The sequence below is a fragment of the Vibrio sp. Isolate33 genome (assembly GCF_022397895.1).
In the GTDB taxonomy this organism is placed as follows: Bacteria; Pseudomonadota; Gammaproteobacteria; order Enterobacterales; family Vibrionaceae; genus Vibrio; species Vibrio pomeroyi.
This window is the reverse complement of sequence record NZ_JAKEUP010000003.1, coordinates 111,219-137,428: the sequence shown is the minus strand read 5'-3', so window position 1 is coordinate 137,428 and position 26,210 is coordinate 111,219. Positions and strand designations below refer to the sequence as shown.

Genomic DNA, 26,210 nt, shown 5'->3' with positions numbered 1-26,210 from the left:
TTGAGAACGTTAGATAAACAAATGCCAAGCGGCGGCTTGGCATTGAAATAGTGGGTATTGAAAGAACTTGGTTGCAAAGCAGGGCTAGTGACTAAACCTATTTAAGGTACTTCACGTGCGCTTCCATCTCTTCGCCGATTTGTTTTCGCATGTTCATTAGGCGGATAGCGGAATCTCTCAATTCGATGTCTTCTGGTGTTTCTGGTACCCATTCCGGCACCTTAGTTGGGTTACCGTTTTCATCAACCGCCACCATAATCACGATACAGTGAGTGGTTAGACGGTTATTCAACTCTTTAGGGTCGCTAGCTTGTACATCTATCGCAATGTGCATAGAAGACGAACCGGTATAGATGACTTTCGCACTTACCTCTACTAGGTTGCCTACATGGATTGGGGCAACAAATCGAATACCACCAGCGTAGGCCGTAATGCAATATTTGCCACTCCACCCAGCAGAACAAGCATAGGCAGCTAAATCGATCCACTTCATTGCCGCGCCACCATGAACTTTACCACCAAAGTTCACATCCCCGGGTTCAGCTAAAAAACGCAGAGTAACGTCTCGTTTACCATCTTGTCGGCTATTGTTACTGCTCATCTATCTTCCTTCATTATTATTGTGCTGCATAACATGCTTGTTACTTGCTAATAACAATATACATAAGATGATAGAAATTAAAGCGGATAATCTCACGGTTAAGACTATTTTTTTCAAACGGATGACGAACCGATGAACATTGATGGTTATTGAGTTTCAAGGTGAGAGATAAACACGAAAAGACAATCGAGAGTAAGCTAGAACAAAAAGTCGATTGCAAAAAAAACACCTAGCGTAATGCTAGGTGTTTCTAAGCCTTTAGGTACTCATGTCGGTACCTTTTATTGTTTGCCAACTAACCGTTGCTTGTTTGGTTTAGTTAAAGTGACTTTATCGCAATTACCACTAAAGTGGTAGTTAAAACTATTTATTCTTCAGCTCACTTTTACTCTTTTATGAAGTATAGATCCTTCGCGTAGATATTTCCTTTCGGATTATTGTTAGGGAAGCCTTTGAGTGTATTTCGCACTAATCGAGTGTGATTGTAGTGATATAAAGGCATAACTGCTGCTGATTCGTTAAGTAGTGATTCAGCATGCTGGTATAAAGCAAAGCGATTAGCCTGATCTTCCGTTTTGCTCGCTTTCTGTAACAGCTCATCAAAATCAGTGTTACAGAAACCACTCTCGTTAGCTGTGTGGCCACATGTAAAGGCTTCTAGTAGTGCAGAGGGCTCTGGGTAGTCACCAAATGCCCATGAACGAGCAAGCTGATAATCTCCCGCTCCTTTAGCTGCGACATACGCCTTCCACTCCATATTCTCGAGTTCTACCTTCACGCCAAGTGGTTTCCACATCGATGCAATCGCGATGGCGATCTTTTTGTGGTTTTCGCTAGTGTTATAGGTGAGTGTGAATGTAAGTGGGTTCTCTTTGTTGTACCCAGCTTCTTCGAGTAACTGTTTGGCCTTTACTTGGCGTTGTGAGCTATCAAGCGCTTCGAATAAAGACTTAGGCGCCGTGTAGTTCGGGATATTGTTAGGTGTCACGCTGTAAGCTTGAGGTTCGCCTTGGCCTGTTACTTTATCGACCAAAATGTCTCGGTCGACCGCCATACTCAGTGCTTGTCGAACTTTGACATCATCAAACGGAGCTTGGCGAGTATTGAACGAATAAACATACGATCCTAATAACGCTTGCGCCTTAATCTGTTCAGGGCTCTCTTTGACAAGCTTTTGGTAATACTCAAGTTGAACGCGGTTCGTCATATCAATCTCACCAGACTGATAACGAATCAGCTCTGCGTTTTGAGAGGATAAACCTAGGTAGGTCACCTTATTGATGACGGTTGAAGTGTTATCCCAGTAATTTGGGTTTCTGGTGACTTCGACGTATTCATTGGGTACCCATTTGCTGAGTGTGTAAGCGCCGTTGGTTGCGATATTTTCGGCGCGAGTCCATTGGTCTCCCTTCTCTTCAACCAACTTAGAAGGTAGAGGGAAGAAGGTCTTGATACTCATTAAACTCATGAAATAGGGCGTAGGCTTTGAAAGCGAGATCTCCACCGTGCGATCGTCTAGCGCTTTAATACCAAGCTCTGATGGATCTTTATCCCCTGCAAGAATCTCGCTGGCGTTGACGATATTTGCTGTCGAGAACACAAATCCGGTGTTGTTGCCCGTTTTCGGAGACACGGCACGCTGCCAACCAAACACAAAGTCTGATGCGGTGACTGGTTCGCCATTCGACCACTTAAGGCCGCTTTTCAAAACGAACGTAACCGTCTTACCGCCGTTGCTGAACGTCCAACTTTCAGCTTGTCCTGGAATGATCTGCCCATCACTGTTTTCGATCACGAAGCCTTCAAACATGTCATTGACGATGATGTCTCCTGGCATGCCTGAATTGACGAAACTTGGGTCGAGAGTATTGGGTTCTGCGCCATTACCACGAACAAAGTGTTGTTCTTCAGCTAGCGGAGTATCGTTAGTAATAGAGGTAGCGAAGCTTGAAGCAGACGTTAAAGCCAGCAGTGACGATATGATCACAGGTAGCGTTGGTTGGGGCATTGTAATTCCTTTTACAACTTAAACAGTACTCGATGCATTAAACATGAGTCGGTCGTTGGTTGCAACAACAGTAAGTGCGTATTAAAGGAATTTGAAAGTGTTGTGAACAAAATAAAAATGCCTGCGATAAAGCAGGCATTGTGGTGAAAGGTTGATGAGCGCATTATTGGTCGTCTAAGTAATTTACTCTAATCTAACCCAAGCGAAGTTCAGTTAGCTTGCTGAGGCAGGGGCGCTTCAAGCCTTGGTTTTCGTTTAATTTGAGCAAGGATAACGCCTGAAATCACCATCACACCACCAATGATATGGAACTGGTTAATCTCTTCACCTAGCCAAGTTGCAGCCAACACAATCGCCACAACAGGCAGCAAGTTCATGAACATTGCACTGGAATCGGCACCAATGGTATCAATCGCTTTTACCCACATCCAAGGCGCTAAAATAGAAGCCGCAACCGCCGCGTACGCAATTAAAGGAATCGCTTGTTGCGAAGGAATAAGTTGGTCGCTGGTTAGCCAAAGTGGTGCCAACATTGCGACAGCGAACATCCCTTGCATGTAGATCACCACCCAGTTACTGATTGGCATTTTCCAACGTTTCAACAGCACACAGTAAGAGGCATAAACAAATGCCGCGATTAACATGTAACCATCGCCTTGAGTCAATTCTTGATGAATAAAGAATAGCGGGTCACCTTTACCAAGCATTAGGGCTAATCCAGACAGAGACAACACACCGCCGACAATACTTAAGCTAGAAATCGACTTGTTGAGCAGTGGAACGCTCAGGAACACGCTGATCAACGGCACTAATGAAGTGATCAATGCCATGTTAGAAGCCGTTGTAGTTAGGCCGGCGTAGTAACCCAATGATTGGTTTAACACCATGCCCAAAAAGCCAAGGAAAGCCAATTTCGACAAGTTAGGTTTAATGATTGGCCACTGCTTGATAACAGAGCGGATACAGAAAGGTGTTAGGATTAACATTGCAATGAACCAACGGTAAAAACTCATCGCGCTCGGTTCGATGGTGCTTGCGGCCAGCTTATTGACGATCGCATTAGCACCCCAGATACAGACTGTGAAAAATGGTAAAAGATAATGCATGTGGTGTGGTTTCCGTCGCAAATGAGTTGATGCGGCTAGTTTGACAGGTCGTTATACTTACAGATATCTTTAAAAAGACATCAGGCGCGATAGGAAGACAAGATTGAAAAAACACTCAAGAAACCTTCATCCATCCTTATCAATCGACAAGGCACCATCCAACGTATTTATGAATTTCGAAGCGTTCTTATCGAACACCGAAACTCGTGTGCATAGCCACCCTTGGGGACAGGTTCAGTTGATCAGCGGTGGGATTCTTGAAATGGAGGCAGAAGGAACACGCTTTCTCGCACCGCCACACCTTGCTATTTGGGTACCCGCCGGGGTCATGCACTGCAGTTATAACCGAAAACCATTGGACTACTGTTCTTTGAATATTGCGCGTGAATTAACTCAACATCTGCCTGAGAAAACCAGCCTTATTAAGATTACACCGATCGTATCTTCGATCATCGATGACTTTCGCCAGCGTGACATCAATGTCGCACAAAGCGAACAAGATCAAAGGCTTGTACAAGTATTATTGGACCAATTGGCAGAACGCCAAGTCGAGCATCACTTCTTACCTTCAACCGATAACAAGTATCTTGCGCCTATTCTGGCTGCGATAGAAGAGAACCCAACAGACGATATCTCGCTAAAGGATTGGGCAGAGAAAGTGCACGCAACCGAGCGAACTCTGTCGCGTCATTGCCAAAGTGAATTAGGGATGAGCTTTACGGAGTGGCGACTGCGAGTTCGGTATTTGTACTCAATGGATCTGCTAAGAAACGGACAGTCGGTCAAAGAGGTCGCTCTCACATTAGGCTACAACCAAGCGAGCCCCTTCATTAGTATGTTCAAGAAATATTCCGGTCAAACACCCGAGCAATATAAGAATCGGTTGTTGTAGGTTTTGTTTCGGTAGACATCAACGTCGAACACTGGATATTTGCTTTTTGAATAATAAATATCCAGCCGGATATTTTTATAAAATAAACAGATTGCATATAAACCCTGTTTTGTAGAGTATGAGTGGCACTCACCAGCGGTGGGGCATTACAACAATAATAAGGATACTCAACACAATGAAAATGCGTTTAAATCTCAGCGTTCTGCTGATTTCAACCGCTCTTAGTCCAGTTGCGCTTGCTAATACTACATACCCCAATGGTTACTACCTAGAAGCTGAAGGATTGAGTGGAAATGCGTTAAAAGACATGCTCGGTGTGATTGCTGCTCGTGGACAAAAGCAATTGTCGTATAACCAAGTTTGGTCTGCATTGAAAGACACGAATGAAGATCCGAATAATTCGAATAACGTTATTCTGTATTACAGCGGTCGCTCACAATCTAAAGATTTTACCTCGTCGGGTAACAACGACAAAAATGCTTGGAACCGTGAACATCTTTGGCCTAAATCTTTTGGTTTTAAGCGTAAAGATCAATGGGGCTATACCGATATTCATCACCTGCAGCCAACCGATGCAGAGATTAACTCAATTCGTTCAAACAAGGACTTTGATTTTGGCGGGTCGCCACTGAAAAAGTCTCCGCTTAATAAAACGGATTACGACAGTTTTGAGCCTAGAGATGCCGTAAAGGGTGATACAGCTCGTTCGCTTTTTTATATGGCTGTACGCTATGAAGGAAATAACGCGAAAATGCCTGACTTGTATCTGGTTGATGATGTGTCGAGTACCTCAGGTCAGCCTAAGGTTGGAAAACTATGCACTTTACTTCAATGGCATAACGCGGATCCAGTGGACGATTGGGAACGTAACCGCCACGAAAAAGCCGTTAAGTGGCAAGGCAACCGCAACCCCTTCATTGATAACCCAAATTGGGTGAACGACATTTATAGCAGTAGATGTAACGGGTAATGAGTCGCTTAAACAACACTAATCGGTAGCTATACCCCTGAAAAATAAATAGGCCATCTTAGAGATGGCTTTTAATCACTAGCCTAAACATCAGCTCGATAAACACAACCCTTAATCTGAATGGAAATTGCCGAACCTTGAGTGTCACTTTGATAGTGGCTCAACGTTTATCACGGACTCATCAACTATAAGAGATTAACTCCAAAATGTTTGGCCAGTGTATTTACGACACCAAAACAAATGATTGATATAAAACAACTTAATAATAACGTCGCCCAAAAGGAATATTTGCTCAGTAAATAGGGAAACAGTAGGAACATTGGAAGTGTCGGCACGACAAACCAGAACGTATAGAAGGCATGGTTTGATAGTTTGTCCGGCCCTTGGCCTTCGATATACATCCATATCAACGCGAGAATGGTAACTGTTGGTAAGGCTGCGACCAAAGCCCCGAGCTTGTCGTTACGCTTGGCGACTTCAGAAATAAGAACGACAATTGCTGCTGTCGTTAAATACTTGAAAACAATCCACCACATGTTGCGCCCCAAGCATAAATCTAAAGTCTAGCTGAATGAGCCTAAGTCGTGATACGAATTAGGTCGCCAGAAGTGTTATTAACATGAGGTAAAGGGCACAATGGTGCTAAAAAGTAGTCTATGGCACCGTAGCTATTGGTATATCTAATACCCAGTCAACTCCATATAACCCGTACCAGAGTGTGTTCCTTCAATCGTAATAGGGCCTTCCCAATAGGGAACCGATAGGGGCATTTTTGCTTTGGGATTGAGTGCCGAGACTGTCAGCTCTATTTGCTGGCTTGGAATTAAAACCTGCCACTCTGTTGGATAATCGCGTCCGTCGATTACTGTTTGCTTGACGGCGGTTAGGGTGATGTCTTGTTGTGAAATCGCAATGCCAGAACCGTCTTGCTGCATTAATCTTGCGTTAGCATAACTGGCTTCGCCTGTTGTTGAGTTTCGTAGTTGGAACACGACTAAGCTAGTCTCATCATTGAGCCTCAGTGCAAACCAATCCCAGCCTTGTTGTGAGTCGAGTAAGAACTGCGAGCTCCACTCTCTGTCTATCCAGCCTTTGCCAGAAACTTTATGCGTCACGCCATCAATCGTCACGTTGCCCGATACATCGATGAATGGTTGGCTGTAGTAATAGGAAGCTACTTTTCCGTCGCTACTTTTGGTGCTGTAGCCTTGTTCCCCCTGTTTTTGATATAGAGCGTTGCTCGTGAGTGTCAACGAGTAACCAAATTGATCTGAGTTGGCGTTCAGTGTAGCGGGGAATAGATCATTGCTTGAAGAGCTCCACTGCCAATGATCAAGGTAGACTCGAAATGGCGAAGCACTTACGCCTGCCAATTTTGCTTGGTCGCGCGACCATTTTTCATCGGCATAGTGTTTGTCTTTGGTGGTGATAGCACTATGCGCCATGTAGATCTGTTGGCTTTGCCATGCTGTTTGCTTAAGCTGCTTGGTTTGTTCGGCGTTATCTTCTGGAGCTGCGGCAAAGCGGAATTGTGTCCATTGCACACCTAGTTCATTGCCATTTTCATCAGTGAGGTTGGCGGTTAAATACCACCATTCATGGCGAAAGCTTGGGTGCGCTTGGTGGTCTGCAGGGAAGGTGATCTCTACGCCTTTAACTACGGGAGTGAATTGATCATTCTGCTTGTGCTCATTGTTACCGCCGAGTATTGAACCCATATTTTGAGCTGAATTGAGATCGGCTTTTTCACAACCCCATTGAGAAAGTAGGCTAAGTGAGAGAACAGACAGTTTGATTAGCTTACTTTTCATATCAATGTCCATCACAACACCTCACTTTGCAAACTAGATACCACTGGTTTACTGACCAAACGCCAGAGGGGGATGAGTGTCGCAATCACAGCCACAATAATCGTGATGAAGGAAATGCTGAGCGCATCGCTCCAATTCCACTGGTAGTTTAAGCTCCAACCAAAGGCGCGTAGGGTGACGACGTCGGTAAGTACGTAGCCCACCATCGCGCCGAGTGGGATGGCGATAACCAGAGTAAACGCCACGAGCACAACGATTTGCCCGAGTACCATCGCCATCAGCTTTTTGCGGCTCACGCCAAGCGCATACAACCTTGCAATAGCGGCCTTACGTGCATCGAGCAACATGAAGCACGCACAGAACAGGCCAATCACCGCGACCATTAAGGTGACGCCATTAAGCGCGCGAGTGATGGCGAAGGTTTGTGAAAAGATATCTAAAGCGAGGGACTTGATCTGTGCTTGATCGTAGAGCTGACTTGGGTGCAAATTTAGTTGTTGGCGCAGTTGTTCGTATACCTGTTGCTGGTCGCCAGACACTTTAATGCCGAGGCTGGTGGGCAAGTCGGTAAAACCGCTTTCAAGCCATAAATTAGGGGCAAGTAACACTTCGCCATTGGGTGAGCCGTAATCATGGAAAACAGCGCCAACCAACAGGGATTTGTCTGGGATGGAGTCGAGCTTAAATTCGCTATTCAGTGATAAGCCAAGCTTCACTGCGGTAGGTTCACTGATCGCCACGAGTTCGCCTTGGTAGAAGCGCTGCCAAAAGTTATCAAGCTGCGACTGGAACACCATGGTTTGCTCTAATGTATCTTTGTCTTTAGTGCCAAGTAACGTGGGCAGGCCCTGTAAGTTATCGTCGACATAGTATTGTTTATAAACGGTTTCAACGTTCTCAAACTGTTCTAATGCGCGTTCTACATTAGCGATTTCACCCTGAGCAGGGCTAACATAAATGTCGGCATGTAAGCGTTGCTCTAACCATTGCTTTAGGGTGGATTCAAAGCTGCCAACTAAGGTATTCATTCCCATGTTGGCGGTAACCGCAAGCAGCAGTGCCATCATGGCAAGGGAGAGGGGAGATATTAGCTCTCGCAGTTCAGCAAACAGGTACTGCATCAACCCCGATTGGGTTCGTTGTTCACTCCAATTTGCTAACACGCTGAGCGTTTTGGGCAGATATAAAGGAATCGATACCACTAATACACCAAGCCACGCCATCGTGAAGCGATGATGTTCGCTAAGCCACAACCCAACTAATGCGATAACGGTTAGCGCTAAACCAATGACAAACAATTGGTTTTCGTTCGAGTTTTCTGGCGCTTGGTAAAAACCGCCATGAGAAGAAAGCGGTTGTCGAACGCGTTGTTTAAAGTGTTGCCAGCACGCAACAAGCGTAGCGGCTAACGTAAGCAATAAGGCTTGTGCTAACCATGACCACTGCCATGAATCGGGCAGAAGTGTTGCGCCATAAAGTTGTTCAAGGGTTATCGCAACGGTGGGGTGAAGCCAATGGCTTAATTGAATCCCTAAAATGAAACCGAGTGAAGCGCCTAGGGTTACCAAGACGGTAAGCTCAACGAGCAAGGCAGAAAACACAATGCTTGGTGAAACACCTGCTTGCTGGATTTGTACTAATAACCGATTACGTTTCAGTAAGCTGTATTTCACACCGTTATAAGCGATGAACAAACCAACCAAGAAAGCCAGTAGACTCATGGCAGTGAGGTTGAGGTGAAAGCTGTCGGTAATAGATCCGAGATCGGTACTCTGGTTATTGGTGATCCATTGCCCTTGTTCTGCGATGAGATCCTGCCATTTGTCTTGCGCATGGTTCTCGGCATCAAAAACGGCAATGTAGTTCAGTTGACCTTGCTTGTTCAGTAGTTGTTGGGCGAAGCCTATATCCATCAACATTCGGCTGCCCAGTTGCCATTCATCGGGCAGCACCACAACTTTTGTGACCACTTCATCGAGGGTAAGTGTTTCTACTTTACCCAAGCTTTGATGTTGCGATTGGCTCATCATCACGATGGGATTGCCCGCCAACAGTTGAGGTAGGGGTAGGGCATTATCGAACAGGGATATATTTTGTTGGTTCTGATTTGTTTGTTCGTTCTCTTCGGAGTAGCGAGCTCTTGAGGTGAGAGCAGAGATTAGCTCACTACCTTGTACTGACCAACGACGACCTTGTTCGTCTCTCACTCGCCCTTCAATCACAGGCAGTATCGCGCTTAATCCGTTTTGTCTTAGCTTGAAGTAGAGCGATTCTGGCAAATAGTTTTGCCCCGGTGGTGGGATAATAAGGTTTCTTGCTTGAGCGCTAAGTTGCTCGGCGGATTCTGCATAGCTGCGTTTGGCATTAAGGTTGATGGCTTGCACGGCGACAAACAGGGTGACCGCCAATACGATACCAATCAAGATCGCTGCAGCTTGCAAAGGGGATTGGCGATAGTGCGCAGCGAATAGGTTCAGCGTAAGTTTTGTGTGAGTGATTTTGAGGCGATTTGATTCGGCTATCCGCTTAGCTTTCAACATAAGAAATGTCACTCGCTTGCTTTTGGTTTAGATCGGCTCGCTTCAGGTCTCCATCGTCTAACACCAGTTGTCTCTGCATAAAACTGGCACATTCCGGGCTGTGTGTCACCAGTAGTACCGCGGTGTTGCCTTGTGTAGTGATTTCGTTCAGTAGCCTCATTACTTCTAAACCTGCTTTGTGGTCGAGGTTACCGGTGGGTTCATCAGCAAGCAGCAGTTTCGGTTTATGAGCTAATGCGCGAGCTATCGCCACTCGTTGTTGTTGTCCACCAGAGAGCGCTGACACATGCCTATCCAGTAGTTCACTGATGCCTAACGCTTCCACCAAGTAATCACACCAATCGCCCCATTTTTGTTGATTCAAATGCAACGGGAACGCGATGTTTTGTTTTACGTTGAGTGGGGTTAATAAGTTGAACTGCTGAAAGATAACGCCCAGTTTTTGATGGCGGAAGCGGCTCCACTGTGGGTCTTTCCAAGCGGATGTATTTTCACCATCGAGCCATAACTCGCCACTTGAAAGCGGTTCAAATCCCGCGATGAGATTGAGTAGAGTACTTTTCCCGCTGCCACTTGCTCCTGTCAAAGCCACACTAGCGCCCGTCGCTAAAGTGAAGTCGACACTGTCCAACACGCTATGGGTGTCTTTGCCGTCAACAAAGCTTTTACTGGCCTGTTTCAGCGTGACAACTGGGTTTTCCATTTCCTCTCCTTGTATCCAACAATGACTATCAAACTGTAGACAACAATTTCAAACAATAGAGCGATTTATATCGAATTATTAGTAACTTGTACTTTGAACAGAGAGAAATAGATCAGTGAGAGGTGGAATTCGGACTCTCGTTGGGTCTTTGAATTATCACATCGCCTTGGGTTATTTATTAGAAGGTTTTTTACGGCATCTAAGGGTAGCCAATTCCAACGCTTGGTATCTGGATGAAGATTATTTTGTGTAAGGATAAGGCGAGCGAAAGCTGTATCCATAACATATTTTTCCCATAGCTTGTTAGTGTGTTTAATACTCAGGTAGAGCGACATATTGAAAATCTCAATCTTTCATTCAACAATAAAGGTGACATTACATGTATGCAATGTCACCTATAAGGCATTGAGTTGTGGAACGAAGAGGTTTGCCAAAAAGTGTGTATTACTTAGATACGACCGTCCATTTCATTAGAACTGGCTCTGCTTCCTCACACTGAATCAGTTCAAGTGGACGTTTTACCCAAGGACCGGCTTCTTGAGTTTCTGATGTCACAGCCAAACAGTAACTAGAATCCGCTTTCAATCGAATAGTCTGATCATTTTCGCTATAAACAAAACCTTGGTGTTTTGCATCACTGCACTCTAGTAACGCGAGTTCGCTCTTTCCTTTAGCTAAAAGACCTTGCATACACAACCCTTCAAACGCATAAGATTGAATCTTATTTGTTTCATTGTCGTATTCAAATCTCACATCATGACCAGAGTAGTTACGAGGTGAACCTTCAGGCGCTTTGGGCTTACAGGTGTGGGTCTGCATTAATTCGGATTGACCAGGGCCGTAGGTATCAATACAAAATCCATAACCGTTTGGCTCATCTAAATTATCACTTAATACAATGTATGGAGGCTCTGTCGGCACATTCGGCTCTGCTGCAAAGAGAAATGAAGGGGCAGCAACTAAGCTAGATGCCACAATGACTTTGGCTACACTTTTCAGTTTCATATCTATTTCATCCTTTAATAAATTTCGGTGTTGTAACTAAAACGGCTTACTGGTTAAAACTTTCGGTGAACTCTACAATTCGAGCTGCATTGACTCCTTTATCACTGCGACCGATTCGAGACACACTACGAATGTCGACACGGCTTTCGCTGTTTATCGGTGTGACTTTAACGACCACATCGTTTATAAAGCCAAAGAAAGTTGTTTGAGCTGTCGCTTCAAAGCGTAATGCTTCAGGAAATCTTGCAACAATTTCCCAACCTTTGTTCTGCGCAACATCCAGAGCTTTTTCGTATGCATCTTCAGCAGAGAGGCTAGACGGAATTGGCTTAATGTATGGGTGCAACTTCCTCTGTACTGCTGCAACTTCTTCCCCTGCATAAATCAGAGAGTTTTTGGCACCGGCACGCGTATCATCCAGCACCAAAAATTTAGGTGGGTTTATGGTATCGGTTGTAATGTCATGAATTGCAGGTCCACGTTTCACTGGTTGAATCATGCCGTGGATCATTGGCGCGGTGAGGCTAAGCCCTATGAATACAGCGACCAGAGACTTGAGTGCACCAGTGCGATTACGAGTAATCCATTGGTAGATGAGCCCGAGTGTACTTATAGCGAGTAAAGATAGGCCGATGGGGTTGAGATAATTTCGAATGTAGCCAAAGCCAATTATGGGATCCCACAAGCCCAAACGCGCCCCAAAGATCATCACGGCAACCGCTAGCACAGCGGAAAAAGCGATGACTAATAATAGTGTTCCAATACGAGTGGTACGGCTGTTCGTCATTTTCTATCCTTTGAAAGTGTTCAGCGAGTAATGATGAGCCACTCCGAGGCTCATCATCTCCTCATTTTGTTAGTACTCAGTTTGGCTGTTCGGCGTTGTTCGCTATTGCTGCTTTATCATCTGATTTGAACAATTTGCAGATCAAGACAAAAAATAGCGGAGCGAAGTAAATTACCAATAATGTCGCACCCATCATGCCGCCCAGAACAGACGTACCTATCGCGTTACGAGCATTAGCACCAGCTCCCGTACTTAGTACCAATGGCAACACGCCGAGTCCAAACGCCAGTGATGTCATGATTATCGGGCGCAGACGCATTTCACAGGCTTGTACCGTTGCATCAATAATGTTGACGCCTTTTTCATAAAGCTCTTTTGCAAACTCAACAATCAGAATTGCGTTTTTGGCGGTTAAACCAATAGTAGTCAAAACGCCCACTTGGAAGTAAACATCGTTCTCTAGCCCTCGCAACATGATCGCAGCCAGTGCGCCGAGTATCCCTAATGGAACCACCAGAATAATCGCAATTGGAATGCTCCAGCTTTCATACAAAGCGGCTAAGCAGAGGAAAACCATCAAGATGGAGATCGCGTACAGAATTGGCGCTTGGTTTCCAGCTTCGATCTCTTGATAGGACATTCCCGTCCAGCTCACCTGTACATCGTTTGAAATCTCTGCGGCTAATCTATCGATTTCATCCATCGCTTCACCAGTACTGTAACCAGAAGCTGCTTCACCGACGATTTCTACTGCAGGGTTGCCGTTATAACGTTGTAACTGTGGTGAGCCTTGACCCCAGTGATAAGTACTGAAAGCTGAGATTGGCACCATCTCACCGTTGTTGTTACGCACAAACCATAAGTTCAGGTCTTCTGGTGTCATGCGATATTCAGCATCGGCTTGAATGTAAACCTTCTTAGAGCGACCACGATCGATGAAGTCATTCACGTATGACGATGCCCAAGCAATCGATAATGACTGGTTGATGTCATCAATTTCTAGACCTAGAACTTTCGCTTTTTCATAGTCGACATCAAGGAATAGTTGCGCGGTATCCTCAAGGCCGTTTGGTCGTGTACTTTGCAATAATGGACTTTGAGCCGCCGCCGCCAGTAACTGGTTTCTGAACTCAATCAGTTTGTCATGGCCAACAGCCCCCACGTCTTCTAGGTAGAAGTTAAAACCCGTTGAAGTACCAAGTTCTCGAATTGCTGGGCTACTAAAAGCAAAGATCTGTGCATGTTTGTAATTTGAAAACTCACCCATGACACGGCCGATAATGGAATCCACATCGGTTCCGGGTTCTGTCCTTTCTGACCAATCTTTCATGCCAATGAATGCCATCGCTGCATTTTGCCCAGAGCCTGAAAAGTTGAATCCAGACACGGTAAACACGTGGTCGACAGTATGTGATTCGTTCTCTTCAAAATAATCTTTGATATCCAACATCACTTCTTGCGTTTTTTGTAATGTGGTCCCTGTTGGTGTGGTGACCATCACCATGAAGTCACCTTGGTCTTCATTTGGCAAAAATGAACTTGGTAGCACGTTGTATAGGTAAGCCGTGCCGGCAAAAAGCATTAGATAAACAAAAACGAAGCGCAGTGGACGTTGTAAAGCGTGTTTAACTGAACCTCGGTATTGGCTGGAGAGCTTGTCGAACCCTCGGTTAAACAGTGCAAAAAATTTATTGCTCGATGTTTTATCGACAGGCTTTAGAAGCGTTGCGCACAATACGGGAGTCAGAATCAATGCCACAACAACAGATAACACCATTGCTGAAACAATCGTCAAAGAGAATTGTTGGTAGATAACGCCCGTTGACCCTGACATGAAGGCCATAGGAATAAATACAACCGACAACACCATCGTAATACCGATTAAGGCACTGGTAATTTGTCCCATTGATTTTTTGGTTGCTTCAAGAGGAGATAGGTTCTCTTCATGCATTAAACGTTCAACGTTTTCCACAACAACAATGGCGTCATCAACCAGAAGGCCGATAGCCAAGACTAAACCAAACATGGTGAGTGTATTGATCGAGAACCCCAGCATAGCCATAACACCGAAGGTGCCAAGCAGTACGACTGGTACGGCGATGGTTGGGATTAAAGTTGCTCGTAAGTTTTGCAAAAACAGCAACATTACGACAAATACAAGCCCAACCGCTTCGAAAAGGGTTTTGACCACTTCACTGATGGATAAACGGATAAATAAGTTATTGTCGGTGGTTTTAACCAGTTCTAGTCCATCCGGAAAACCTTTTGAAAGTTGTTCAAGTTTTGCATCAACCGCATTTTGTGTGTCTAACGAGTTCGCGCCGGTAGCAAGGGTGATAGCAATACCAGAAGAGTCCTTACCCATGTAAGCAGGAATAGATGAAGATTCTTCACTGGCTAACTCGACACGTGCGACGTCTTTGAGCTTAATTTGAGAGCCGTCACTGTCGACCTTTATTAAGATGTCTTCAAATTCTTCAACGCTGGTTAGTAGGCTTTGCGCCGTGATACTGGCATTAATTAACTGAGAATCAACAGCAGGCGTTCCGCCTAATTGTCCAACCGTGACTTGGCTGTTTTGAACCGATACCGCATTCGAAACGTCAACAGGCGTGAGGCTGTAGCTGTTCAACTTGGCTGGGTCTAACCAGATACGCATCGCATAAGATGGGCCGAAAATAGTCACTTCGCCCACACCGTTCACACGGCTTAAGATGTCCTTAATGTTTGAGTTAGCGTAATCTTGAATATCTCCCGCACTCATGCTGCCGTCAGGAGAATATAAGTTGGTTACCGACATAAAACCTGACGTACTCTTGGTGACAGACGTACCTTGATTTTGTACCGCTGTCGGCAGGCGATTACTCACTTGCTGTAAGCTGTTCTGCACTTGTACCTGAGCGATATCGGGGTCAGTGTCTGCGCTAAACGTTAAGGTAACACTCGCACTACCAGAAGAGTCACTTTTAGACGCCATGTATAACAAGTTATCTAACCCTGTCATGCCTTGTTCGATGACCTGAGTAACGCTGTCTTCAATTGTTTTTGCTGAAGCACCAGGGTAAGACGTTGAAATGGTCACGGCTGGCGGTGCAATTGTTGGGTATTGCGCGACAGGCAAAGAGACGATAGCCGCTATGCCTGAAAGCATAATGACAATGGAAATCACCCAAGCAAAGATCGGTCTGTTGATAAAAAAGTTCGATAAGGACATGGTTTATTCCTCACTCGCCAAAGCAGGAACAGCACTGTCTGTACTGCTATCGACAACAACCGCAATATCATTTTTCATGTTGATGATATTGGTTATGACGACTTGCTCACCGCTAGATAGTCCTTCTTTAACTACCCAACCGTTACCCACTTCATTACCGAGAATCACTGATTTTTTTACGGTCTTGTTGTCTTCGGTGACCACAAAAACGGAAGGCTCACCAGATTGGCTTCTTACCACAGCTGATTGAGGAACGACAAGGTAGCCACGAGCTTCTGGCATTGAAATATGGGCGCGTACGTACATGCCTGCTAGTAAAGTATTGTCAGGGTTTGGAATAATGGCGCGCAGCGTTACCGTACCTGTTGAGTCCGAAACCAGCGTATCGGAAAATTCTAAACGGCCTGCTTCGTCATACGCACTGCCGTCTTCTAACGTGATGGTTACTGGAATCTCCGCATCTTTGTCGGTGAAGGTCGCAAACTCTTTTTTGATTTTGGTAATCGCTAACGAAGATTGCTGCATATCCACGTAAACATTCGCGGTTTGCACAATTGTCGTCAGGTAAGAAGACTGTTCAGAGGTCAACAAAGAACCTTCCGATACCAAAGATAGGCCTGCTTGACCTGAGATAGGTGCTTTGATTTTGGTGTAAGACAGTTCAATATTGGCATAATCCAATTCCGCTTGGCGGATCGCGACTTCAGCTTGAGCTTCTTTGTAAAGCGCATCGGCATCATCAAAATCTTGCTGACTGGTCAGTTTTTTTCTTAATAGTTCTTTATAACGAAGTGCCGTTTTTCGAGCGGTATCTTCGCTCGTGAGTGCTTTCGCTAATTGGGCTTGTGCGCTATTAACGTTGGATTGATAAGTGGTTGGGTCAATTTCATAAAGTACTTCATCGGCTTCTACCTGAGAACCCTCTTTGTATAGACGGCTTTTGAGAATACCCGTTACCTGAGGTCTCACTTCTGCTTGTTTAAACGCAGCAATTCGCCCTGGCAACTCGGTCGTTAAACGCAGTGTTGTTGGGGTCAAGTCTAAAACATCAACATGAATAGGACCTGGAGCTGGTCGTTGTTCCATAGCTTGTTCGCCACAGCCCAATAATAAAGAACTAGAGAGAAGCAGGCCCAAAGGCAATCTTAACGCGTGGGGTAGAGACATAATGAAACCTTATCCTAGAAGCATAATTACAAATATAAGAAAAAGAATAGCAGCTACATGGTTAAGGCAGGGTTAAGGCTCAGGTTTTTGTTTTGATAAATTATGAGGTCTTTGGAAAAGGATGAAGGCTCTTCCCCAACAACTTAGGCAGCGTGCGTATTTACTATTGATTACAAAGAAAAGGAACAAGTTAAGGTGATTAGTTCTCCGGTTGTGTTAGTTCTTACCTTGTGTTGTTTGTTTTATTGATTTAGTACCCCGTCAGCTCCATATATCCAGTACCTGAGTATGTTCCTTCAATCACAATAGGACCTTCCCAATAGGGAACTGATAGGGGCGGTTACGAGTTTTTTAATTTACTCGGGCGATCAAAGAGCGGCAAGCTCGATTTTATTTTGGACGATGGGAGGCTTAGGGCTTGCTCGTTGGAATAACTTAATTTTTGCCTTAATTGGCGTGTTGTGTCTTATTGTTTTAGTGATTAAACGTTATCGCGAACTCGACACTTTGTTAGTGAGTGAACAGACCACAAGCTCATTAGGGATCAATGTTCACCGCCTGCAAAGTGAGATTTTTCTTTGTTGTGCGTTTTGCACTGCATCGATTGTTTCAATGACGGGCGTGGTGGGCTTTATTGGCTTGATGGTGCCTCATCTTGTTCGACCGTTTTCAGGTGTGACTCACAAGCGAGCTATTCCTTTGATCGCCTTGTGGGGATCGGTTCTCTTATTGTTTGAGGATTTAGTCAGTCGAACCATATTAGCGCCACAAGAATTGCCTGTTGGGATTGTGACAGCGGCGCTAGGTGGGTTGTTTGTCTTATATCTTGTTTGGCGCAAGTAGCTTGTTTATTGAATCAGGGAAACTCATCAAAAATGGAGCTTAGGAACGGCTCCAAGCTCCAATCAGTTGGGCACTTTCGATCTCTATTCTTGGGGTTGAAAGTGCCTTCTTAGATCCATGCAAACCTAAACCGGAAGCAAGATGATCTTGCGATCTTGCTTCTGCTGCCTCTTTTGGGCTTGTGATGGTGTGTAGCTGCCACTCTGAGAGGCAACGATGAGACATTAGCAACCACAGATGTGTAAGTTGGCAACTCCTTTCCGCAGGAGGGTTGGCATATTGCTTTTCATCAGCTTTCTTCAGTGTGCTCTCGGTTTGAGCTTTGTATTCTAACTGTATTGCTCTTTGAAGAGCGTCATTCCCATTCTTGCACTGTTGCAATTTTAATTCGTATTTGGAGGTATTAATCATTCCAATGGCCGTCGTTAAAATTGATTTGGGTGGGTTGTTGTTTAAAGCATCGGCTCGCAACGTTAAGTTAGAATTGGAAAGCGAACATCATCATGAAAAAACTTATTGCCTTCACATTGATTTTACTGGGTGCAGCGTTCGGTGCTAATGCCAGTACCTATGAAGAGCTCAGTTGGGATGACCTTATTCCAGAAAGTGAAAAGACGATGCAATATAACTTCGGAGGCGAAGCTTCCGCTAAGCAATCTCTAGTTAGACATGCAATTCGCCCTGAGTTGAATCAGAGAAAAATTAGGATTGCCGGATATTTTGTTCCATTAGAATCTGATGGTGAAACGATCTCGCAGCTCCTACTCGTTCCCTATGCAGGTGCGTGCATTCATGTGCCACCGCCACCAGAAAATCAAATCATTTATGTGCAATTCAAAGAGCCAATGCCTATAGAAAAATTCCAAAGCGTCATTTATGTGAGTGGGACCATCAAGGCAGAGGTTACGGTTAACGAGTTAGCAAATAGAGTGGGATATTCTTTGGAAGGCTTGGAAGTTGAGCCATACGAATAACCTCGTAATGTTCGCAGGGAGTGTGTCAACTATTGTGAAGCTAGAGGTTTATTACAGACCTGATAGAAAAAAACCTGCTTCGGCAGGTTTCTTTGTTTGGATTACTCTCCTTTGGAAGAGCAAGTCTCTGGCATTTGAGTTTCCTCTAAATTGAAGAGTGAGTCGTATCCTAGGTATTTTCAATACAAGGGGGGTAATTACGATTACGAATTCCCCCATGACTTCCAAGATTGCCTCGGTTATTTCAGCGTCGCTATTTTTAAAGTTGCACTCGATAAGTTGGCTATCATTGATCGCATTAAGCTTGGAGTCATGCTCGATCACAACGATTGAGTATTTGGTTGTAGCGTGCTCGCTAGAAACCATGACTTCGTAGATGCGATTCCCGTCTTCATCCGTGTCAATTGGTATAGTCATACCTGATACGTAAACTTTCGCTCCAAGGAAGAAAGGTTCGTGTTCTATCAAGATTTCACGCAGCGGTAGTTGATGAATTTGTTCAATTCTTTTGCGTTGCTTGTAGCTGAAATTTCATTCTTTTTATTCTTGCACTCAAGCAATAATCAAAACGACTTCGAGCCATTTATCTAAACCTGCACACAAAATAAACTCTCTCCCTAAATCGACTATCGAATAAAGCGTTAATCAAGGATCGCGTTGAAAGACCACCGACGGCTGCGGCTAGGCGGGGTTCATTCATCCTTGATTTAACCTTCAGACACCTATGAATTGCTTGAGATTGAATCTAATAAAACTTCGTTCTTATTCCTTGTGTCATCAGTAATTAACAGTAAGAAAAATAATGAAAAAATTAGTCACTATATCATTGACACTATTGATGGTTGGATGCAGTTCTCCTGACTCTCCGGCTGATCGTGAACAAGCTCGCCAAAAGGTCAACAAAGTTTCAAATGAGGTCGTTAACAGGATCAGCGAGCACTATGTTGAGGTTCCGGAACAGATGGAATATGCCTACGGGTACGCGACTGTGCGAATGTCTGAGGTTCAACTTCCTATATTAGGTAAGTCATCAGGGATTGGATCCATATACAACAATACTGATGGTACTGTTACGTATATTGACGTCGATAAATATGACTTAGGTGCGGGGCTTGCGCTACATCAATATGATGGCATTGCCATATTTGATACTGAGGAACAGTTGGAAGCCTATAAAGAGGGTAACTGGCATTTATCCTTTGCAGCAAATGCTAACCTTGGTGGCAGTGGTGGAAGATCAAAAGCCACTATTTTAGATGGTGACCTTGATGTTCCAGTATATCTACTCGATTATTCTGGTGCTTCTGCGGGGACAAGTGCACAAGTTATGTCTACGTCCATCAACTATGACCTGACTGAGACTGGCTTGGGTGATCGTCAGACTGCAAACAAAGAAGTTGAAAAGACAACAACTGCCAAGAATTGGAATCGTGCTCTTCCATTTTATGCACAAAACGTTATTGATAAAGGCTATTCATTGCCTAAGCCTTTCGGGGTCAGTGTCGTTTATACAGATACTTACCAGTATATGGACATCACAGGTTTAAATGTAGGTATCAACGGTTCCAAAAAGTACCCAATTGATTTTGTATCCTTTCACAACAGCAGTAATGACACTCAATCTCCCCAATTAAAATTGGACGCTTGGTTGTTCCCTTTTATGAATGTGTTTGGGTCGGTTGGGAAAATAAGTGGTACAGCTGATCTTGGTATTCAATTTAGTGGTGACGATCTTGTTGGGCAACTTGGAACAGACTGTAGTGGAAGGCTTAAGCCCTTTGTATGTCGTTTAAGGGGTAAAGATCCACTTTATAACGTCACTGCTGACCTGAGAGGCACCAACTATACGGTCGGAACTATTCTAGCAACTGGGTGGCATGATTATTTTTTTACTGTACCGATGTCGGCGACCTACGCAGATATGCGTAAAAATGATGCTGAAGGCTTAATTGTTAATATTACTCCTCGTATTGGTAAAGTATTTCCTGTTAAAGGATCCCAATCTATTGCGCTATATACTGGTGCAACATATATCGATAGTACTTTAACGCTAACGGGAACTTATACCTATGAAGGTGTTGGGATAGATTACAACGTAAAGCAAAGTAATGTCGATAAATGGTCCGGTTTGGTTGGTGCTAATTATACGTTCAATAAGGATTGGTCTGTATCTGCTGAATATGGGTGGGTAAGCGATCGTAAACACCAATTCGTATCTACATTAAATCGAAGATTTTAAAGCTGTTCTAGATTAGTCTCTGTTTAATTTTAGCGTTAATAGTCTGGATGGATAATATCTAATATAAATTGTTAGTTTGAGAAATCACAATGAAAAAAATTAAATCAATCATAGTTATGCTCTTACCAATGGTGTTAGTAGCATGTTCAAGTACACACTCGATAGATAAAAGAGTCACTGAAGATAACTATGAGAGTGCTTCTATTATTAGCACCCCTAAAACTAATAGTATTTATGATGAGCCATATCGCTTCTTTGGTGATGAAACACCTAAGTACCTACGGGAAGTAAGAGATAACCCTAAGCTTAGTGAAATTGTAAACCAAGATAATATTCCGCGTATAGTGGGCGACCAATTTAGCGTGTTAGTCCTCTCTGGTGGTGGAGAACGAGGCTCTTACGGTGCTGGAATTATTAATGGACTATATGACAGTGGAAAGTTACCAGAATTTTCTATGGTGACCGGCGTTAGTACCGGAGCGTTAACCGCACCTTTTGTATTTGTTGGCGGGGAATATATTCATGAGTTAAAAACGGCAATGCTTGCTTTAAATGACCAAGATCTTTTGGACAAGAGAAGCGCTCTATGGCCTCTATACAGTACATCAATGGTTGAAGGGAAAAAGTTCTATCAATTCATAGAGAAAACTTACGATGATAAATTAATTGAAGCCATTGCTCGTGAATACCGAAAGGGTAAACGACTCCAAATCGGAACAACTCACTTTGATTCTGGTCGACAAATGGTTTGGAACATTGGCCGCATTGCGGACAGCGACATACCTAATAAAATTGAAATTATTCATAAAGTACTAATGGCAAGCTCATCTATTCCAGGGTTCTTTCCTCCGCAATATTTTACTGTTTATTCTAATGGACATGAATATGAAGAAATGCACGTTGATGGTGGGTTATCTCATCAATTATTTTTTAACTCTTATGACTTTGATTTGAAGGAAATATCAGAACTTTACGGAATAACAAAAAAGCCTAATATCTATATTATACGAAATGGGTATTTAAAGAACAACTTTGAAAAAGTAGAAGATAATGTATTTTCTCTAAGTGAGAGAAGTGTTAATAATTTGATATTTTCTCAAACTAGAGGCGATTTGTACAAAGAGGTTTATGTGACAAATAAAGCCCAAGCCAATACGTATCTTAGTTATATAGAAGAAGACTTCGACGTCGAACCAAGTGAGGATTTATTTTTTGACCAAGAGTATATGAACAAACTCTACGAATATGGATATGAAAAGGCACAGAATGGAACGTTATGGTCGGCCTCTTTGATAGATGGGCATCAAATAAAGCTAAGAGATAAAAATCTAAACGATGAATAATGTGTTAATTATTTAAATAAATAGAGTGATATACCATGAATAAAAATAAGATAATTATACTAATGTCATTGTCTCTATTTTCGACATTCAGTTCTGCAAACTTAATTGTGGATACTAAAGGTGTCAATATGGAGCAATACAACATAGATTTACTGGAATGCCAACAATTATCAACCCAAGTTCAAGAAGAGCAAACTAAGGGAGTTGGTCGCTCTGTCGCAGGTTCAGCTGCCAGAGGGGCTGCTCTTGGCGCGGCAGGTACGGCTATTGCTGGAGGGCATGGTAGTGATGGAGCAAAAGTAGGGGCAGGTGTTGGTGTTGTTGGAGGGTTACTGCATCATAGGCACGCAGCTGCTTACAATCAAGCCCAGCACGAAGAGGGTGTCAATAATGTGCAGAGGCAGTGCATGATCGGCCGAGGATATAAAGTCTTGAACTAGGCTGCTCCTTTTAGAGACTTAAAGTCATATTTCTATTCGTCTACCAATAATCTATTCATTAACTGTGCGGCTTTGCTTATTTTCTAAGGAGTAGAGCTCCCACAGTTGCATAACCATAACCATAACCATAACCATAACCATAACCATAACCATAACCACAGATCTCCTTCAAATACGTTCTAGATTTTTGCCTCAATGCAATAGTCAAAGCTAAACCGAGAGGTTTATTGCTATTCGCTCAATAAATATACTCTTCCGACCAAAACGAAAATCCAACAGACAAAGCAGTCTCAAGATTTCAGGCACGCATCCATCGGATGGATCCAATACCATATTTGACAATATCGGAGACATCCTCGTGTTATTAAAGCGAAACGCAGCACTCTTATTGGTTTTAATTCTTTTAAGTTACCATAACTTTGTTTTTGCTCAGGTGGCGTCAACACCACTAAGAACTTATGCTACTTCTCCTTATCAATCGACTTCTCTATCTACCCAATTAAGAAGTGCATTTAGTGTCGATACCACCGAGGTTTTCATTACTTCATCCATAGCGAGTGTCTGGGCTCAAAGTAATGACTTCCAACTCGATTATTATCAAAATCAAGTTTTTAGTGGTTTTCAAGTCCCAATAAACAACAAGGTTTCTGCAGAAATCATGCTGCAGTATTCTTGGGCTGGCAATAATCATCTTGACTCATTAGTCGCAGGCTTTCACAACACTTTTGGTATAGCGCAAAATGGGCGTGATGAAGTGGATGATGATCAGTTCAATATTGGTTCATCTTATGGCTCTGCTATAGAGGACTTTGAGGGTGAGACTATGGCAAAAGCTTTGCATTCTTACTTGTCTTATCAATTTTTTGAAACGAGTGCACATGCGTTATCCGTAGGAGGCTCTCTTTACTATAACCATGTGGGTGACTCTGAGTTTTCAAATATAAGCTTTGAGCAAGGTCTGCAGTTAAACTATTCCTACCATTCAGGTGTTCACACGGGTTTTAGCACCTTAGGTGCAACGCACAGAAAAAATGATCTTGCTTTGGGTTCTATACCCGTAAGTAATACCACGATGTCATTTGCAGCTGGTTATTCGCTCCAGTTCCTCAAACAATATGAGATGCTCGTTGAATACCACCATTATCAAGGTGTGCTGGATGACAATAGTGCGTTCTCCGAGCCTTCAAAGGAGTTTGTACTGGGTTTAAGAGGAACATTTGATGGGGTAGCTGTAGAGATATCGACCACTGAGAATATGGGCAATAAAGATAATTCAACGGATATTAACTTTACAGTAGGACTGAGATTTTTCTTGTAAACAACATATGCTCAACAGGAAGCTAGCGTTTCATCATGGGTGATCGACCGGTATTTTCTTTATGTTCAGTGAGCTAATGTGATGTGTCACGTCACCTCTGGGCGGAGAGTCTGCCAGGTAGAATGCTAAATCAAAGCTTGTCTCTGTAAGATATAATGGGCTTTCAGTGAAGATAATCTCAATACTTTATCTCTGGATGTATTTAGCAAAACTCAGTGAGAGGTTCGGTGAGCTGTATTGCCCCAAATGATGCTGAAGCAGCAACGCATCATTTCCTTACCACGCTTGCTTTCGAGCAATACTTTTCATCAATCACCTATGCATTTTCAAACAGAGACTTAACTTGTTTATAAAACGCCATGCCATCGAAAGTCAGATTGAACTGCCTAGTCGTTCTTTGAATCAATTGGACAGACATAATGTGCTCCAACTGCCCCCCACGATTCGTTTACATCGGAAGCAAGATTATCTTGCCATTTAACCGCGTACTTTTCGATTCGATGAGATCAATCGCGGTTTGAACTTCATCGAATGGCAGATAGCGGTCAACGTCGAGTTTTATGTCGTTTGTGATGAAGTGATCTAGCATAGTTGTGAACTTATCACAGCGAACATCTTTCCCCTCAGCCTCTTCCCAATAACGTAAGAAGAAAGTACTGAAATCGATAGCTTGGTTTTTTGCGTGCTTGAAGAATCGCGGTTCATAAAAATCGAGCGAAAGCGTGCCATAGTTGATAAAGCGGCCTTGATTACCCAGAGTATGGATAAGATCCGTTCCCGGTGAACCGCCAATCGCATCGAAGGCCACAGTTGGTTGAGGCAAACCGAGTCGCTGAATTTGTGCAACCAAATCACTGTTGGCATCCAGCACATAACATGAAGTCGTTTGAGTGCGCTCAGGTTGTGACGTCACGGTAATGATTTGAAACCCAAGTGATTCCGACAACTGAGAGAAAATCTTGCCAATGGCCGAACTGCCAGCATTGATGATCAACACATCTTCTTTGGTCAACTTCGCCACTTCTGTCGTCAGCACCCACGCGGTGAGCGCATTAATATATAACTGACAGGCGTAGCCATTATCTAGGTGTTGAGGAATGTGGAAGAGGTTGTCTGGTGACACATCGACATAGTTCTGCCATGTACCACTTGTAGCTACAAGCACTCGCTGGTTTAGAGGAAACTCAGAATGGCCAGACTCCACAACCCTTCCGACCGCTTCAAACCCCGGAACTCTCGGTGGCTGGTGGCTGTGTTTGTATTGCCCCACACCGTAAATCGACAATAGATCACTAGGGTTGATGTTGGTCGCTTCAATTCGTACTCGCACCTTATCTTTATCAAGTGCGCCTAAAGCGACATGTTCTAGCTTGAGAGACTCTTTCGGCTGCCCGAAACGGAACTGGCTAATTCGGGTATTTTGCTTAGTGTCAGTCATGGTTCGGGCACCTTTGTGGTTTATGAGTACTGCATCGACTTTAAGTGTAGCGTGTTCATAAACAGTCTTGGATCGGTAATATTGCTTAGCATCGCTGGTGTTGGTAAGCAGTCGTCATCAACGTAGTCGACATAGTCTGCCGCCGAGTCAAAGATCAAAATATCCAATGCTAAACGATCCAGCCCGTATCGACCTCGGTGGATCATATCCGCAGAAAAGACTAATAAGTCGCCCGCCTCTAACGGTATCTGTTTACCGCCAGAGATGTTATCGCTGCTTACCTTTCCATTTACTTCTTGGCGAACGTTGTATTCTTCTTCGTTGTCCCAGCGTTTGTGTGTTCCGGGGATAAGCTCCATTCCGGGCTCATCAAAGATCGGTACACGGAGGTGCAATACTTGGGTTTCCATGATGACTTTCATTTGGTCATCAATGTCGTAGTCGTATTGACAGTCGCGATGCCAGAAGTCTTTTTGTTGTGGGTTTACAGGGTTGAAGAACAGTTGCGTGTTCATGAATGCAGGCTTGTTCGGTATGACCGCATCGACCACTTCCATGACTTTTTTTGAGCTGATGAAGTCAAACAGTACGGTTCTATCGTTGGCGGGTAGATACTCGCTGCCTGTAATCAAAGATGAGTTAAATGCCTCTTCTTGATAGAACTCTTCGTTGTCTGCTTTCCATGATTCATGGAATTTGAGCACGACTTCTCTAAGCGATGCTATCTGAGCTTCATCGAAATAATTTCTGATAACAAAGTAACCATGCTCGTCGTATTGGCTACTTAATTGTTGGCTGTTTTCTACCACTG

At 43.8% G+C, this 26,210-nt stretch carries 22 protein-coding genes and 2 pseudogenes; 8 read left to right on the top strand and 16 right to left on the bottom strand.

The features are described from left to right. Positions 1-97: 97 nt before the first annotated feature. The 3 genes from L1D37_RS07305 to L1D37_RS07295 form a co-directional block, all read right to left on the bottom strand. Positions 98-601, bottom strand: coding sequence for an acyl-CoA thioesterase (locus L1D37_RS07305; RefSeq protein WP_008215795.1), 504 nt, complete (start codon positions 599-601; stop codon positions 98-100). Between the two features lie 385 nt (positions 602-986). Continuing rightward, complete coding sequence (locus L1D37_RS07300; RefSeq protein ID WP_239847402.1) at positions 987-2,609, bottom strand: peptide ABC transporter substrate-binding protein; 1,623 nt, start codon at positions 2,607-2,609, stop codon at positions 987-989. A 209-nt stretch (positions 2,610-2,818) separates the two neighbouring features. Next, the gene (locus L1D37_RS07295) at positions 2,819-3,715 is read right to left on the bottom strand and encodes a DMT family transporter (protein WP_123283567.1); all 897 of its coding nucleotides are present in this window, start codon (positions 3,713-3,715) and stop codon (positions 2,819-2,821) included. Positions 3,716-3,818: 103 nt separating this feature from the next. On the opposite strand from L1D37_RS07295, the gene L1D37_RS07290 reads away from it, so the two are divergent. Together L1D37_RS07290 and L1D37_RS07285 are read left to right on the top strand one after the other, a co-directional pair. Beyond that, complete coding sequence (locus L1D37_RS07290) at positions 3,819-4,607, top strand: helix-turn-helix transcriptional regulator (RefSeq protein WP_026084481.1); 789 nt, start codon at positions 3,819-3,821, stop codon at positions 4,605-4,607. Between the two features lie 175 nt (positions 4,608-4,782). Continuing rightward, the gene (locus tag L1D37_RS07285; RefSeq protein WP_239847401.1) at positions 4,783-5,577 is read left to right on the top strand and encodes an endonuclease; all 795 of its coding nucleotides are present in this window, start codon (positions 4,783-4,785) and stop codon (positions 5,575-5,577) included. A 185-nt stretch (positions 5,578-5,762) separates the two neighbouring features. On the opposite strand, the gene L1D37_RS07280 is transcribed toward L1D37_RS07285, so the two are convergent. The 9 genes and pseudogenes from L1D37_RS07280 to L1D37_RS07240 form a co-directional block, all read right to left on the bottom strand. Further along, on the bottom strand, positions 5,763-6,113 hold the full coding sequence (locus tag L1D37_RS07280; RefSeq protein WP_176679290.1) for a DUF3147 family protein: 351 nt from the start codon (positions 6,111-6,113) through the stop codon (positions 5,763-5,765). Between the two features lie 144 nt (positions 6,114-6,257). Continuing rightward, positions 6,258-7,388 carry a lipocalin-like domain-containing protein gene (locus L1D37_RS07275; RefSeq protein WP_239847400.1) on the bottom strand — a complete coding sequence of 377 codons (1,131 nt, stop codon included), beginning with the start codon at positions 7,386-7,388 and terminating at the stop codon, positions 6,258-6,260. An 11-nt stretch (positions 7,389-7,399) separates the two neighbouring features. Continuing rightward, complete coding sequence (locus tag L1D37_RS07270) at positions 7,400-9,928, bottom strand: ABC transporter permease (RefSeq protein WP_239847399.1); 2,529 nt, start codon at positions 9,926-9,928, stop codon at positions 7,400-7,402. Next, the gene (locus L1D37_RS07265) at positions 9,915-10,631 is read right to left on the bottom strand and encodes an ABC transporter ATP-binding protein (protein WP_239847398.1); all 717 of its coding nucleotides are present in this window, start codon (positions 10,629-10,631) and stop codon (positions 9,915-9,917) included. The genes L1D37_RS07270 and L1D37_RS07265 overlap by 14 nt, the downstream gene beginning before the upstream one ends. Positions 10,632-11,075: 444 nt before the next feature. Next, the gene (locus L1D37_RS07260; RefSeq protein ID WP_239847397.1) at positions 11,076-11,636 is read right to left on the bottom strand and encodes a ricin-type beta-trefoil lectin domain protein; all 561 of its coding nucleotides are present in this window, start codon (positions 11,634-11,636) and stop codon (positions 11,076-11,078) included. A 46-nt stretch (positions 11,637-11,682) separates the two neighbouring features. After that, the gene (locus L1D37_RS07255) at positions 11,683-12,423 is read right to left on the bottom strand and encodes a DUF1499 domain-containing protein (RefSeq protein ID WP_239847396.1); all 741 of its coding nucleotides are present in this window, start codon (positions 12,421-12,423) and stop codon (positions 11,683-11,685) included. Between the two features lie 76 nt (positions 12,424-12,499). Further along, positions 12,500-15,637 (bottom strand): efflux RND transporter permease subunit, encoded by a 3,138-nt coding sequence (locus L1D37_RS07250; protein WP_239847395.1) that lies wholly within the window; start codon positions 15,635-15,637, stop codon positions 12,500-12,502. Between the two features lie 3 nt (positions 15,638-15,640). After that, a complete protein-coding gene (locus L1D37_RS07245; RefSeq protein ID WP_176679296.1) occupies positions 15,641-16,804 on the bottom strand; it encodes an efflux RND transporter periplasmic adaptor subunit in 1,164 nt (387 codons plus the stop codon). A 250-nt stretch (positions 16,805-17,054) separates the two neighbouring features. Further along, a pseudogene (locus L1D37_RS07240) lies at positions 17,055-17,123 on the bottom strand (hypothetical protein); the annotation flags it as partial. Positions 17,124-17,137: 14 nt separating this feature from the next. Between L1D37_RS07240 and L1D37_RS07235 the strand changes: the two are divergent. Further along, positions 17,138-17,647: pseudogene (locus tag L1D37_RS07235) on the top strand (iron ABC transporter permease); the annotation flags it as partial. A 39-nt stretch (positions 17,648-17,686) separates the two neighbouring features. On the opposite strand, the gene L1D37_RS07230 reads toward L1D37_RS07235, so the two are convergent. Next, entirely contained in the window at positions 17,687-18,058 is a 372-nt protein-coding gene (locus L1D37_RS07230) for a hypothetical protein (RefSeq protein WP_239847394.1), read from the bottom strand. A gap of 92 nt (positions 18,059-18,150) precedes the next feature. On the opposite strand from L1D37_RS07230, the gene L1D37_RS07225 reads away from it, so the two are divergent. Further along, positions 18,151-18,621 carry a DUF3299 domain-containing protein gene (locus L1D37_RS07225; protein WP_239847393.1) on the top strand — a complete coding sequence of 157 codons (471 nt, stop codon included), beginning with the start codon at positions 18,151-18,153 and terminating at the stop codon, positions 18,619-18,621. Positions 18,622-18,672: 51 nt separating this feature from the next. Here the strand turns inward: L1D37_RS07225 and L1D37_RS07220 are convergent, their stop codons facing one another. After that, complete coding sequence (locus tag L1D37_RS07220; RefSeq protein ID WP_239847392.1) at positions 18,673-19,038, bottom strand: hypothetical protein; 366 nt, start codon at positions 19,036-19,038, stop codon at positions 18,673-18,675. A gap of 385 nt (positions 19,039-19,423) precedes the next feature. Between L1D37_RS07220 and L1D37_RS07215 the strand changes: the two genes are divergently transcribed. From L1D37_RS07215 to L1D37_RS07200, 4 genes are all read left to right on the top strand, one after another. Then, a complete protein-coding gene (locus L1D37_RS07215) occupies positions 19,424-20,860 on the top strand; it encodes a hypothetical protein (protein ID WP_176679300.1) in 1,437 nt (478 codons plus the stop codon). An 89-nt stretch (positions 20,861-20,949) separates the two neighbouring features. Further along, on the top strand, positions 20,950-22,203 hold the full coding sequence (locus tag L1D37_RS07210) for a patatin-like phospholipase family protein (protein ID WP_239847391.1): 1,254 nt from the start codon (positions 20,950-20,952) through the stop codon (positions 22,201-22,203). Positions 22,204-22,331: 128 nt separating this feature from the next. After that, on the top strand, positions 22,332-22,643 hold the full coding sequence (locus tag L1D37_RS07205) for a glycine zipper family protein (protein WP_239847390.1): 312 nt from the start codon (positions 22,332-22,334) through the stop codon (positions 22,641-22,643). Between the two features lie 358 nt (positions 22,644-23,001). After that, entirely contained in the window at positions 23,002-23,961 is a 960-nt protein-coding gene (locus tag L1D37_RS07200) for a DUF3187 family protein (RefSeq protein ID WP_239847389.1), read from the top strand. Positions 23,962-24,409: 448 nt separating this feature from the next. Here the strand turns inward: L1D37_RS07200 and L1D37_RS07195 are convergent, their stop codons facing one another. Then, a complete protein-coding gene (locus L1D37_RS07195; protein WP_239847388.1) occupies positions 24,410-25,399 on the bottom strand; it encodes a zinc-dependent alcohol dehydrogenase family protein in 990 nt (329 codons plus the stop codon). Positions 25,400-25,419: 20 nt separating this feature from the next. Beyond that, entirely contained in the window at positions 25,420-26,208 is a 789-nt protein-coding gene (locus L1D37_RS07190; protein ID WP_239847387.1) for a phytanoyl-CoA dioxygenase family protein, read from the bottom strand. Positions 26,209-26,210: the final 2 nt, after the last annotated feature.